The organism is Pseudomonas sp. V88_4 (genome assembly GCF_029967985.1).
GTDB lineage: Bacteria > Pseudomonadota > Gammaproteobacteria > Pseudomonadales > Pseudomonadaceae > Aquipseudomonas > Aquipseudomonas glycinae.
In genome coordinates this window covers 104,844-117,672 of the sequence record NZ_JASCAF010000034.1, presented here as the reverse complement: position 1 = coordinate 117,672, position 12,829 = coordinate 104,844, and the positions used below count along the sequence as shown (strand labels likewise).

The following is a 12,829-nucleotide window of genomic DNA, read 5'->3' as shown; positions in this document are numbered from 1 at the left end:
TCTGAAAACGGAAAATCTGAAACGAAAAAACCGCAGTCCTTCGCAGGCTGCGGTTTTTTTGTGAACGGAAAAGCCGTTCGGCTGCGAACCCGACGAGATTCCTCCGCATGGGTTATACCTGAACCGGTGTCTTCGCCGCCGTCAGGAGAAACCGATGAAAACGTCCGGTCCCAGTCCCGTCATCACCATCGCCGAGCAACCAGGCTGTCTGCTTGTGAAATTCCACGGCATACAGGTCGCCGCCTCAGCCCGGGCGCTGGTGCTGCTCGAAGCCAATTACCCGCCGGTCTACTACATCCCGCGCGAGGATATCGACGAAAAATACTTCGCCCGCACCGACCACACCACCTACTGCCCGTACAAGGGCGATGCCAACTATTTCAGTCTGCAAGTGCCGGGGCATGAGGGGGCGAATGCGGTGTGGACGTACGAAAATCCGAAGATTTCGGTCAGCCAGATCAAGGACTATGTGGCGTTTTATCCCGATCAGGTGAAGTTTGAGTTGCTGGAGGCGGAGGTCTGAAATTCCGCAGGGTGGCGAGGGCATTGCGCCCCCGCCACACGTCTACCAATCAGTTCTTGTCCAGATCGATATTCTTCGTCTCACGCAGACAGATCATCCCCACCACCAGGCTCACCCCGGTAATCAGCACCGGGTACCACAACCCGTAGAAAATATCCCCGGTGTACACCACCAGCGCAAACGACACGGTCGGCAGGAAACCACCGAACCAGCCGTTGCCGATGTGGTACGGCAGGGACATCGAGGTGTAGCGGATGCGGGTCGGGAACAGTTCGACCATCAGCGCCGCGAGCGGGCCGTAGCACATGGCGGAGATGATGATCAGGCCGACGATCAGGGCCACGATCATCGGTTTGTTGATCTGCTGCATGTCAGCCTGTTGCGGATAACCGGCGAGGGTGATGGCGCCGCGTAAGGCTGCTTCGTCGAAGCCGTCGAGTTTCACATCGCCGACGCTTACTTGCACCGTGCTTCCCGCCGGGGCGGCGACACTGGAGTAGGGCAGGCCTTGCTTGACCAGGAAGGTCTTGACCTTGTCGCACGGGCTGTCGAATTTGGCCTTGCCCACCGGGTCGAACTGGAAGGTGCAGGTCGCCGGGTCAGCCACCACGGTGATCGGTGCCTGACGGCTGGCGTGGTCGATGGCCGGGTTGGCGTAATGGGCCAGGGACTTGAAGATCGGGAAGTACAGCGCCGTGGCCAGCAGCAGGCCGAGCATCAGCACCGGTTTGCGTCCGACCTTGTCCGACAGCCAGCCGAAAATGATGAAGAACGGCGCGCCGATCACCACGCTGATGATCAGCAGACTGTTGGCCACCGCCGGGTCCATTTTCAGGAACTGGGTGAGGAAGAACAGCACGTAGAACTGCGCCGCGTAAAAAGTCACCGCCTGGCCGGCGTTGATGCTGAACAGCGCGATCAGCACGACCTTGAGGTTTTCCCACTTGCCGAAGGATTCGCGAATCGGCGCCTTGCTGGCCTTGCCTTCCTCTTTCATTTTCAGATAGGCCGGCGACTCGTGCAGGCTCAGGCGAATCCAGGTGGAAATGCCCAGCAGCACGATCGACAGCAGGAACGGAATGCGCCAGCCCCAGACTTCGAATTGATCGCCGGTGAAGTAGCGGCAACCGAGCACAACCAGCAGCGACAGCAGCAGACCGAGGGTCGCGGTGGATTGAATCCAGCTGGTGTGGAAACCGCGTTTGCCGATCGGCGCATGTTCTGCCACGTAAGTCGCGGCGCCGCCGTACTCGCCGCCGAGGGCCAGGCCCTGAAGCATGCGCAGCACCACCAGAATGATCGGTGCGGCGATGCCGATGCTGGCGTAGGTCGGCAGCAGGCCCACGGCGAACGTCGCAACGCCCATCAGGATGATGGTCGCCAGGAATGTGTATTTGCGCCCGATCATGTCCCCCAACCGACCGAACACCAACGCCCCGAACGGCCGCACGATGAAGCCTGCGGCGAACGCCATCAGCGCGAAGATGAACGCCGTGGTGTCGTTGACCCCGGCGAAAAACTGCTTGCTGATGACCGCCGCCAGGGCGCCGTAGAGAAAGAAGTCATACCACTCGAACACCGTCCCCAGGGACGAGGCGAAGATGACCTTTCGAGTATCGGGGCTGGCGTCCGTGCTGCGCACGGCATCCAGTGGCTGAACGTGTTCTGACATATCGGTATCCCTCACAGTGATTGTTTTTGTTGTTTCCACTGGTGTTGCGTGTCCGGGTGATGCGCGATGTCCTTGAATCAAATATGCCCCTTGTGGGAGCCAGCCTGCTGGCAATGGCGGTTAATCAGCCGACATCATTGTTGAATGTCACTCCGTCATCGCTGGCAAGCCAGCTCCCACAGGGGTTGTGTTTACAGTTGCGGGGTTGAGAATCAGCTGTGCCGCTTTCTCGGCAATCATCAGCGTAGGCGAACAGGTGTTGCCCGAGGTAATGCGCGGCATGATCGACGCATCGGCAATCCGCAGCCCCGGTACGCCGTGCACGCGCAACTGTGCGTCGACCACCGCGTCCGCATCGTTGCCCATCCGACAAGTGCCGACCGGATGGAAAATCGTCGTGCCGATCTTCGCCGCCGCTTCGTGCAGCTGTTCTTCGGTCTGCAGGCTGGCGCCCGGCAGGTACTCCACCGGGTTGAAAGCTTGCAGGGCCGGGGCGCTGACGATGCGCCGGGTCAGGCGAATCGCATCGGCGGCCACGCGCAGGTCTTCGGGATGGCTGAGGTAATTGGGTTGAATCAGCGGCGCGGTTTGTGGATCGGCGGAGCGAATCTCGACCCGCCCCCGGCTCTGCGGCCGCAAATCACACACCGACGCGGTGAACGCGGGGAAGCTGTGCAACGGTTCGCCAAAGCGCTCCAGCGACAGCGGCTGCACGTGATATTCGAGATTGGCCGAAGTCTGTTCGGGCCCCGAGCGGGCAAACGCGCCCAACTGACTCGGCGCCATCGACAACGGCCCGCTGCGGTCATACAGATAGCGCAGGCCCATGCCCATCTTGCCCCACACGCTGCCGGCGATCTGGTTGAGGGTGCGGGCGTTTTCCAGTTTGTAGATCAGGCGCAGTTGCAGGTGATCCTGCAGGTTGCCGCCGACGCCCGGCAATTCATGCACCACGCCGATGCCGAGCTTTTCCAGCAGCGGACGCGGCCCGATTCCGGAGCGTTGCAGAATGCTCGGCGAGCCCACGGAGCCGGCGCACAACACGATTTCCTTGCGCGCCTTGAAATTCTTCTGTTGACCCTGCCAACGGGCACTGACTTTCGAGGCGCGACCGTCCTCGAACAGCACTCGATCCACCTCGATGTCGGTCAACACCGTGAGATTGGCCCGATCGCGAATCGGCTTCAGAAACGCCTTTGCCGCATTCCAGCGCACACCGGCCTTCTGATTGACCTGAAAGTAGCCGCATCCCGCGTTGTCGCCCTGGTTGAAGTCATCGATGCTGGCGATGCCGCTCTGTTCGGCAGCGCTGCGGAACGCATCGAGAATCGGCCACGACAGGCGCTGGCGTTCGACCCTCCATTCACCCTTGTCGCCATGGAATTCCGCTGCGCCGGCAAAGTGGTTTTCGCTCTGCTTGAACAGCGGCAGCACGTCGTTCCAGGCCCAGCCCGGATTGCCCTCGGCAGCCCAGCCGTCGTAGTCGTTGGCCTGGCCGCGCATGTAGATCATGCCGTTGATCGACGAACAGCCGCCCAGCACCTTGCCGCGCGGATAACTCAGCGCGCGGCCGTTGAGGCCCGGTTGTTCTTCGGTCTTGAAGCACCAGTCGGTGCGCGGGTTGCCGATGCAGAACAGGTAACCCACGGGGATGTGAATCCACGGATAGTTGTCTCGCCCGCCGGCTTCCAGCAACAGCACGCGCTGCTGTGGATCGGCCGACAGCCGATTGGCCAGCAAACACCCGGCCGGCCCGGCGCCGACCACGATGTAATCGAATTCATCAAGGGAAGTCTGCATTCCCTGACCTCGCTTATTGTTTTTGTTGTCGGTCATCCTAGTTGTTAGCTTTCGTCAAAAGAATGTTAGTTTTTGCGCAGCCGCTGTGCGTTTTCAAACAGCGCTTCCTGACGATAGCCGACAAGGACAAGCCATGTTCGACTGGAACGACCTGCGGTTCTTTCTCGAGTTGCAACGCAGCGGGCGCTTGCTCACTGCCGCCCGCCGCCTGAACACCACTCACGCCACCGTGGCCCGGCACATCGAGGCCATTGAAAAAAGCCTCGGCACCGCGCTGTTCGTCCAGCACGCCCAAGGCTACGAAATGACCCCGGCGGGAGAGGCGCTGCTCAAACACGCCGAAGCCATGGAAAACGTCGCGCTGCTGGCCCAGGAGGAAATCACCCAGTCCACGGCGCCGCTGGGCAAGATCCGCGTCGGGGTCACCGAAGGCCTGGGCATCATGTTTCTCGCCAGCCGCATGATCGGGTTGTTCGAACGCTATCCGGGACTGGAAGTGGAACTGGTGGCGGTGCCGCGCTTCGTCAGCATCCTCAACCGCGAGGCGGAAATCAGCATTCACCTTGAACGGCCGGCGGCGGACATGCTGGTCACCCGCAAACTCACCGACTACCGACTCGCGCTCTATGCCAGCCGCGCCTACCTGGACAACGCGCCGCCATTGCGCAGCCGCGAGGATCTTGGCCGGCATGCGTGGATCGGCTATGTCGATGATCTGCTGTTCAGTCAGGAGCTGATGTTCCTCAACAGCTTCTGCCGCAACCCACGGGTGGTGTTTCACAGCACCAGCGTGATCGCGCAGCAGCAGGCGGCGCGCTCGGGGCTGGGGATTGCGGTGCTGCCTTGTTACATGGCGGCGTCGGATCCGGATCTGGTGGCGCTGTTGCCGGATGAGAGCATCGAGCGCAGCTACTGGATCAGCACGCGGCGCGAGTTGCACAAGTCGGTGCGGTTGCGGGTGGTCTGGGATTACGTGGTGGGGTTGTGCGAAGGCGAGCGCGAGTTGTTGATGGGCCAGTAAAGACGGCTGTTTCATGCAACTAAAACGCTTGGCAAAAGGTCATTCGATTTGCGGAGGTTGAGTCATCTCGCAGAACCTCGACAACGAAGACGTTACCCGTGGCCACTCACCTCGATCGCCGTAATAACCTGTCTCTCGACAGCCTGAATTTTTTCCTCGCCGACGTGCGTGACGGCCTGGGGCCTTATTTGGCGATTTACCTGCTGGCGGTTCACCACTGGGAGCCGGCGAGCATTGGTCTGGTCATGACCATTGCCGGGATCGCCGCGCTCATCACGCAGACCCCGGCAGGGGCGCTGGTCGACAGCACGCGGTTCAAACGGTCGCTCATTGCGATTGCCGCGCTGGTGGTCACCGCAAGCTGTCTGCTGCTGCCGTTCGTGACGTCATTCAGTCTGGTGGCCCTGACACAGGCGATCAGTGCCGCTGCCGCTTCGATCTTCGCGCCCGCCATCTGCGCGATCACGCTTGGTATCACCGGGCCGCGCGCCTTCACGCGAAGGACCGGGCGCAACGAAACCTTCAACCATGCCGGCAACGCCTGCGCTGCGTTGTTAGCCGGTTTGTCCGCGTACCTGTTCGGCCCGGTCGCCGTGTTTTATCTGATGGCGGTCATGGCGCTGGCCAGCGTGATTGCCGTCTCCTTTGTGTCGGCAGATGCGATTGACCACGATCTCGCCCGAGGTCTTTCACCCAGCGAAACGGGGCAGGGCAAGCAGCCTTCGGGCTTTTCCGTATTGCTCACCAACCGACCGTTGCTGATGTTCGCGATTTGTTGTGCGCTGTTTCATCTGGCGAACGCGGCGATGTTGCCGCTGGTGAGTCAGAAGCTGGCGCAGGCCAATCTGCAGATGGCCACGCCGCTCACGTCCGCCTGCATCGTCGCGGCACAACTGGTGATGGTGCCGGTCGCGCTGCTGGTGGGGGCGAAGGCCGATCTGTGGGGGCGCAAGCCGTTGCTGCTGGCGGGGTTTCTGATCCTGCCATTGCGCGGCGTGTTGTATGTGCTGTCGAATGATCCGTGGTGGCTGGTTTCGGTGCAGTTGCTCGATGGCATCGGCGCGGGGATTTTCGGCGCGCTGTTTCCGGTGGTGGTGAAAGACCTGACGCTGGGCACCGGACATTTCAATGTCAGCCTCGGAGCGATTTCAACGGTGTTCGGTCTGGGCGCGGCATTGAGCAACAGCCTGGCGGGGATTGTGGTTCAGGAGGCCGGTTACAGCGCTGCGTTCCTGACCCTGGCGGCGGTGGCAATGGCGGCGCTGGTGCTGCTTTGGTTGGCAGTGCCGGAGACGGTGCAGCGCTCCGATGCCGACTCGATCGCCCTGCAAGGCAAGGCGCCGCCGATGGTTGCGTCCTGACTCAACGCGCGCAAGACCTGTTCAACTGGCGGGAATCGACAACGTCGCCCGCAGGCCACCTTCGACCCGGTTTTCCAGTGTGATCCGCCCACCCAGACGGGTAGCGATGGTATTGACGATGGTCAGGCCCAGCCCGGCACCCTGAGGATTGCCCCGGCTGTAGAACCGCTCGAACAATCGAGCCCGATCCGCTTCATCGATACCCGGCCCCTGATCCTCAACGCTCAAATGGTAAAACCCGTCGGTCTGAGTCAATTGCACGCTGATCACGCCTTGCTCCGGGGAGAAGTTGGCGGCGTTGGTGATGAGGTTGTTCAGAGCAATGTCGATGGTGGCGGCATCGGCGAGCACAGGGAACGGTTGGTCGTTGACGTCGAAGGCCAGTTCCAGATGCTTGCTCAGCAGCCATGGCGTGAGTTGCACCAGACTGTTGCGCACAGTGTCGCCAAGGTCGATGCGTTGTTTGGCAGGCGCGTTGGCCTTGGGTTCGAGGCGGGCCATGGTCAATAGCTGATTGACCAGCCGGCTGGTGCGATCCACCCCGGCGATCAGAAATTCGAGTGACTCGCGACGCTCCTGCTCGGTGCCGGCCTCCAGCAGGTTTTGCGCATGTACCCGTAGAACCGCCAACGGCGTGCGCATTTCGTGGGCTGCGTCGGCGATGAACCGGCGCTCGCGACCGAGCACTTCCTGGATTTGCGCAAGCATGCGGTTGAGCGCTGCCTGCATCGGTTCCAGTTCGCTGGGCAGCGGCGTCAGTTGCAGCGGTTCGAGGGCGCCGCTGTGGCGGGCGCGCAGGGTCGCCGCCATGTTGGCCAGGGGCTTGAGCCCCCAGCCGATGGCCAGCCAGATCATTGCCGCAAGAATCAGGCTGCCGATCACGTTCGGCCACAGGGTATGGCGGACAATCCGGTCAACCAGGTCCGCTCGCACGTCACCGCGTTCACCCACCCAGATGCGCAAACCGTTCTGTTTGTCTTCCAGGACAAAAGCCCGCCAGTTGCGCTTGTTCAAATCCACCACATCGCTGAAGCCTGGCTGGATTGGCGGCGTGCTGAAGGAGGGCGCGCTGGTGGTGTGCACCAGGACCTCGCCCTTGGCATTCCAGACCTGAAAGGCGAGTTTTCTTTCGTAGGGATGGCCGTCCCCTTTGGGCACGGCCTCGGCCAATGCCGAGTTGAACGCCCGATAGAGATCCGCGTGTTCCTGCCCTGGCAACGGCATGCGCATCACGCCTTGCAGCAGGCGCGCGTTCTGCGCCAGTTGCGCGTCGTAGACCTCGGCGATTTCGTGATTGCTGTCGTGCAGGTTGAACAGGCTGAGCACGGTCAGACCGGCGAGCATCAGGCCGATGATCAGGGTCAGGGTGCGGCGCCGGATCGAGGTCATCGGCGCTCCTCCACCAGATAACCCACGCCGCGAATGGTGCGGATCAGGTCGGTGGAGAATTTCTTGCGCAGGTGATGAATGTGCACTTCCAGCGTGTTGCTCTCGGCTTCTTCGTTCCAGCCGTAGAGCAGTTGTGTCAGGTGGTCGCGGGTCATGACCCGACCCGGCGGCGAGAGCAGTTCGTGCAGCAACTGATATTCCTTGGGCGTGAGCACCACCGGTTGGCCCAGATAGCTGACTTGCTGGGTGCCGGGGTTGAGGCTGATGCCGGCATGTTCGATCAGCATCTGCGCGCGACCGGCACTGCGTCGCAGCAGGGCGCGCAGACGGGCCTTGAGCTCGGCCAGGTCGAAGGGCTTGATCAGGTAGTCGTCGGCGCCGGCGTCCAGCCCCGCGATGCGGTCTTCGGTGGCATCACGGGCGGTGAGGATCAGCACCGGCAGGTTCGAACCGCTGCCACGCAGACGACGCAGGACTTCGAGCCCATCCATGCGCGGCAGGCCGAGATCGAGAACCGCCAGATCAAAGGTTTCGCTGAGCAGGGCGTGCAGGGCGCTGCTGCCGTCCTTGAGCCAGTCGACGGTGTAGCCCTCGCGCCCCAGCGCCTGATGAATGCCCTCGCCGAGGGCCACGTCATCCTCGATCAGTAATAAACGCACACGGACTCCTGTCAGTCGAGTTTCTTGTTCACGTCCACCAGCAACGCGGCGATCTCTTTGCGGCGTCCGGCATCGGCACTTTCCCGGCCTGGGCGAGGAGCGGCTTGCAGGGCCTTGAGCAGCGCTGCTTTGGCTTCAGCGTAGCGTTTTTGACGGTAAAGGTGATCGCCCCAGAAGTACAGACTGTCGATGCCGTCCGGGTTGAGTTGCAGGGCTTGTTTGAGCAGTTGTTCGGCCTTGTCGCTGTCGCCGAAACCGATCGGCCAGCCCGGTACCCGGTCGTACAGCGCGGCAAGGCTGGTGTAGGCCGAACCTTGCAATGCCTTGGGGTCGAGGGTCAGGGATTTTTCCAGATCGGCTTTGGCGTCCTTGGCTTTGCCCAAGGCCCCGAGCCCGCCTTCGGCACCGGCCCAACTGCTGGTGACGATGCCTTTCCAGATCCAGGCCTCGGCGACGGCCGGCCGTTCGGTGGCGAAGTGCGTTGCCTGGGCGGCCAACTGTTCAAACGCAGCGGCCCGCTGTTTTTCCGGGGTCTCGTATTGGATGTGCGCCCAGCTCTGCTGGATGCTGCTGAGACGTTGCTGATCGGCGGCGTCCAGCGCCCAGACACTTTGACTGAGGGCGCCCAGCAGCACACAGGCGAGAAGTTTATTCATGGTTTTGGCGTCTCGTTCTCGGGTTTTTCACTCAGGCGACGGATCAATGGCAATTGCTTGCGCAGACCGCGATCCACCAGATTCGGCAGCAAGCTGTTGAGGCGTACGAAAAAGCGCTCCGGCCAGCCCAGATAGAGGTCGCGGCGATCGCCGGCAATCGCATGGATCACGGCATTCGCGACGGCTTGCGGGTCGTCGACGCTGGATTTGAGTGCGTCATTCAAGGCTTGGGCGGCGGGGCTGTTCATGGCGGTGCGTGTGGCGCGGGGCGCCACGTACAACACACCGACCCGGGTATCCGCCAACTCTCGGCGCAAGGCCTCGGAAAATCCGCGCAAGGCAAACTTGGTCGCGCAGTAACTGGCATAACCGGGATAGCCGATCGACCCGTAGGTCGAGCCGACGTTGACTACCATGGCACTGTCGGCCTGCTTGAGCAGCGGCAGCAACAGTTTGGTCAGGCAGATCGGCGCACTGATGTTCACCGCCAGCATGGCGTTGATGTCGCTGTCGTCGAGCTGTTCCAGCATTGCGAAGTGATTGACCCCGGCGGCGTTGATCAGCAGGTTGATGCCGCCGATGGCCTCGGCGGCGGCCAACACCTTGCGCCGGTCGCTGAGGAACGTCAGATCGGCGGCGACCCAGCACAGGTTCTGCGGGTAAAGGTCGAGCAACGGGCGCAGCGATTCCTGATGCCGCGCGACCGCCAGGACCTGCGCACCGGCTACGCACAGGGCACGGGTGATGGACAGTCCGATGCCACCACTGGCGCCGGTCAACACCACACGGGCTTCATGCAGCTGCATGTTGAGCCTCCGCGTCACGGGGCAGGCCGCGGAACATGTCGGCGTAGAGCCGATAGACGACTTTCGAGGCATGGATCACCGCCGCCTGATCGGCCGGATGTTCCAGCTGATTCATCAGCCGGCGATAGGTTTGCATGTGCTCGATGTCCAGCGAACCGTGGGAGCTGAGGTAGCTGAATGCCGTTTCCGGCAGGGCCAGACGTTCGCGGATGCTGCCCGCCGCATGGGTGGCCAGGGCGATGCTGGTGCCCTCGAGCACGTTGACCATGCCAAACAGACCCACCGGATTGCCCCGGGCGATCAGGTCGTAGAGAAAGCTGACCATCAGCTCGATCGGCAGCGACGGCTGGCCATCACGCACCGCGTTACGGTCACCGCCACAGGCCTCGATGTCGTTGAGCACCCATTGCTCGTGGCCGTATTCGTCCTCGATGTATTCGCACACGGCTTTGCGCAGCCATTCAAGGTGCGTCGGCAGGCGTGCACCACAGGCCATCATCAGCGGTACGGTGTGGCGCACGTGGTAGTAGGCCTGGGCGAGAAACGCGCGATAGCTTTCAAGGCTGACCTTGCCTTGCAGCGCATCGAGGATGATCGGCAGATTGAACAGCTCGTGGCGTTCCTGGTGCGTGGCTTCTTGCAGGGTGTCGAAAAAACTCATGGTGCGGATTCCTCGGAAAGGGCGGATTCGATAAGCACGGCGCGGTACTGCGCGACGATTGCCTCGCGGCGCGGGCGACCGTTGGCGGTGAGCAGGCCGTTGGCGGCCGTGAAAGGTTGTTTGAGGCGTGTCCAGTGATGCACCTGGGCGTAATCGGGCAAGGCCTCGTTGGCAGCGGCGACGGCGGCCGCCAGTTGAGCATCGGTGCAGTCCGGACGGTGCGGCCAGAGCAGGGCGTGGTTGTGCGGCAAGGCTTCGCCATACACAAAGGCCTGGGCGATGTGTTGACGCTGGGTCAGTTCGGACTCGACCCATTCCGGGTTGACGTTGCGGCCGAAACTGGTGACGAACTGATGCTTCTTGCGGCCCTTGAGGTAGAGAAAACCTTCCGGGTCGAACTCGCCCAGATCGCCGCTGGGCCACCACTCATCGCTGTACGCTGGTTCGCCAAGGTAGCCGAGCAGGGTCGAGCCTTTGATCAACACCTCACCGTCTTCGGCCAGGCGCACGTCGACATGGGGCAGGGGCCGCCCGACGCTCCCCGGACGCCGAGCCCCGGGCCGGTTGAGACAAACCACCGAGGCGCACTCGGATAGGCCGTAGCCTTCGTAGACCGGCAGGCCGATTCGTTGCGCGCGGTGCAGCAGATCCTCGGAAACCCGTGCGCCACCGACGGCGGCAAAACGCAGCGATTGCGGATCGAAGGCTTTCTGTTCGGCAGCGCTGACCAACAGCAAAAGCAATTGCGGCACCAGGATCAGGCTCTCGGGTGCCCGGTGGGCCAGGCAGCCCAGCAAGCGCGGCAGGTCGACGCCGCTGGCGCCCTGGATGCCCAGGGTTTTCTGGCTTGGCACGCTCAGCGTCGCACCGGCGTACAGCGCCGCGTAACAGCCGAGGTTCTCCAGCAGGATCGCCAGCGGCAGCAACGCCACGTGATGTTGGGGTGCCGTGGGTTTGCTGGCCTCTTCCAGCTCCCGAGCAACCCGCAGCAGACTGTCGGCGCTCAGGCACACGCCCTTCGGTGTACCGGTGGTGCCGGAGGTAAACGTCAGTTTGGCGGTGCCGACGGGCAGACGGTTCGGGGCTTCAAAAGCGCGGCACCAGAATTCACCGCGTTGTTCATAACCGGCGGCGAGCAGTTCGCTCTCCAACTCTGGTTCAGCGATCACCCGTTCGGCCTGGCTTTGCTCCAGGCAATGGGCACGTTGTGCCGGACTGAAGAACGGCGGCAGGGTCACGCACGTCAAGCCTTCAAACAACGCCGCCAGATCCCAGAGTATGGTCTCGACACCGTTGTCCAGTGCCAGGGCAATGACCTTCACGTTTTCATCGCGCAAGCGTTGCTGGCGGTACATCACCTCGGCGTACAGCGTCGTGTAACTGACTTTCAGGGTGTCGCCCCACAATGCCAAAGCGTTGTCATTGCGTCCTGCATGGCTGCGCAGGGTTTCCTGGAATCGTTGCCGTTCAAGCGACATGGCAGGCTCCTTCGATAGACGTCGGCAATTTCAGCCGGCTGAACAGACCGATGTTGCGCAGATGGATGAAACCGGCGCGGATATTGCCCACGTGCACCCAGGGTTTGCTTTCGTAGTAACTGCCCCAGTGGTGCCGGTCATCGCCCAGGCGTTCCGGGTCGGCGGCGCACAGTGTCACGGGTTTCAGACCCAGGCGATGGAAGCTGTTGACCAGTCCGATATTGCCGGTGAAGGTCACCCATTCCAGACCGCCCATGGCCAACAGGTAAGTGATGGCAATGATGCTCAGACGTGCGCTGCCGGTGTCGTTGGCCGCAAGGTTGCCGACTTCGACAATCGCGCTGCGCTCCACCGGACGCTCGGCGGCTGCGCTGATCAACGGCTCGATCGGCTCATCCAGGTAGCGTTCAAGAAACAGCGGTTCAAGGTGCGCACGACGTACCCCGGCCACCGCGCACAGTTCGCCGCCGTCGTTGTGCACACCAAACAGTTCGGGCATGAAATGGCGGATATCGGCGCCGTGGGCCTTGCGAAAGCGTTGTTGAATGAACGCTTCGAACGCTTCCCGTTGAGCGTCGCCGGGTTGGGCGCTCGACAGTTGCATCTGCGGTGTTTCGCCTTGGCCAAAACGCAGGGGCAGGGGAATATTCCAGTCAGAATCGGGCATGGGCTGAACGCCTCCCTCAATAGGTTTGAGTGGAGTATCCGAGCCATTTCTTAACGAAGTCTGAAGGTGAAAAAAGCTTAGCGAATACCGAATCTTCAGATTGTCTTAAGACTTCCCCGGCAGGGTGACATCGTCG

Annotated in this window: 12 protein-coding genes; 3 read left to right on the top strand and 9 right to left on the bottom strand. The window is 62.0% G+C overall.

What is annotated here, in order from left to right:
- Positions 1 to 154 precede the first annotated feature (154 nt).
- Complete coding sequence (locus tag QLG12_RS12030; RefSeq protein ID WP_064379499.1) at positions 155 to 523, top strand: DUF427 domain-containing protein; 369 nt, start codon at positions 155 to 157, stop codon at positions 521 to 523.
- Positions 524 to 572: 49 nt separating this feature from the next.
- Here QLG12_RS12030 and QLG12_RS12025 read toward each other — a convergent pair whose 3' ends face one another.
- Together QLG12_RS12025 and QLG12_RS12020 are read right to left on the bottom strand one after the other, a co-directional pair.
- Positions 573 to 2,195, bottom strand: a complete 1,623-nt coding sequence (locus tag QLG12_RS12025) for an MFS transporter (RefSeq protein WP_197867670.1) — start codon at positions 2,193 to 2,195, stop codon at positions 573 to 575.
- A 147-nt stretch (positions 2,196 to 2,342) separates the two neighbouring features.
- The gene (locus tag QLG12_RS12020; protein ID WP_282474579.1) at positions 2,343 to 3,995 is read right to left on the bottom strand and encodes a GMC family oxidoreductase N-terminal domain-containing protein; all 1,653 of its coding nucleotides are present in this window, start codon (positions 3,993 to 3,995) and stop codon (positions 2,343 to 2,345) included.
- Between the two features lie 133 nt (positions 3,996 to 4,128).
- On the opposite strand from QLG12_RS12020, the gene QLG12_RS12015 reads away from it, so the two are divergent.
- Together QLG12_RS12015 and QLG12_RS12010 are read left to right on the top strand one after the other, a co-directional pair.
- Positions 4,129 to 5,016 carry a LysR family transcriptional regulator gene (locus tag QLG12_RS12015; RefSeq protein ID WP_039767081.1) on the top strand — a complete coding sequence of 296 codons (888 nt, stop codon included), beginning with the start codon at positions 4,129 to 4,131 and terminating at the stop codon, positions 5,014 to 5,016.
- A 98-nt stretch (positions 5,017 to 5,114) separates the two neighbouring features.
- A complete protein-coding gene (locus QLG12_RS12010) occupies positions 5,115 to 6,377 on the top strand; it encodes an MFS transporter (RefSeq protein WP_197867672.1) in 1,263 nt (420 codons plus the stop codon).
- Positions 6,378 to 6,398: 21 nt separating this feature from the next.
- On the opposite strand, the gene QLG12_RS12005 is transcribed toward QLG12_RS12010, so the two are convergent.
- Genes QLG12_RS12005 through QLG12_RS11975 form a run of 7 tightly spaced genes read right to left on the bottom strand, consistent with a single transcriptional unit; the run spans position 6,399 to position 12,693 of the window.
- Complete coding sequence (locus QLG12_RS12005) at positions 6,399 to 7,766, bottom strand: ATP-binding protein (protein WP_282474578.1); 1,368 nt, start codon at positions 7,764 to 7,766, stop codon at positions 6,399 to 6,401.
- Positions 7,763 to 8,425, bottom strand: a complete 663-nt coding sequence (locus QLG12_RS12000; RefSeq protein WP_064379489.1) for a response regulator — start codon at positions 8,423 to 8,425, stop codon at positions 7,763 to 7,765. The genes QLG12_RS12005 and QLG12_RS12000 overlap by 4 nt, the downstream gene beginning before the upstream one ends.
- An 11-nt stretch (positions 8,426 to 8,436) precedes the next feature.
- Positions 8,437 to 9,081, bottom strand: coding sequence for a tetratricopeptide repeat protein (locus tag QLG12_RS11995; protein WP_282474577.1), 645 nt, complete (start codon positions 9,079 to 9,081; stop codon positions 8,437 to 8,439).
- Positions 9,078 to 9,887: an SDR family oxidoreductase gene (locus tag QLG12_RS11990; protein WP_282474576.1), complete on the bottom strand. Its 810-nt coding sequence runs from the start codon at positions 9,885 to 9,887 to the stop codon at positions 9,078 to 9,080. Before QLG12_RS11990 ends, QLG12_RS11995 begins: the two co-directional genes overlap by 4 nt.
- Positions 9,874 to 10,548 carry an iron-containing redox enzyme family protein gene (locus QLG12_RS11985; protein ID WP_282474575.1) on the bottom strand — a complete coding sequence of 225 codons (675 nt, stop codon included), beginning with the start codon at positions 10,546 to 10,548 and terminating at the stop codon, positions 9,874 to 9,876. The genes QLG12_RS11990 and QLG12_RS11985 overlap by 14 nt, the downstream gene beginning before the upstream one ends.
- Positions 10,545 to 12,026, bottom strand: a complete 1,482-nt coding sequence (locus tag QLG12_RS11980) for an AMP-binding protein (protein ID WP_236195066.1) — start codon at positions 12,024 to 12,026, stop codon at positions 10,545 to 10,547. The genes QLG12_RS11985 and QLG12_RS11980 overlap by 4 nt, the downstream gene beginning before the upstream one ends.
- Complete coding sequence (locus QLG12_RS11975) at positions 12,016 to 12,693, bottom strand: thermostable hemolysin (protein WP_282474574.1); 678 nt, start codon at positions 12,691 to 12,693, stop codon at positions 12,016 to 12,018. Before QLG12_RS11975 ends, QLG12_RS11980 begins: the two co-directional genes overlap by 11 nt.
- Positions 12,694 to 12,829: the final 136 nt, after the last annotated feature.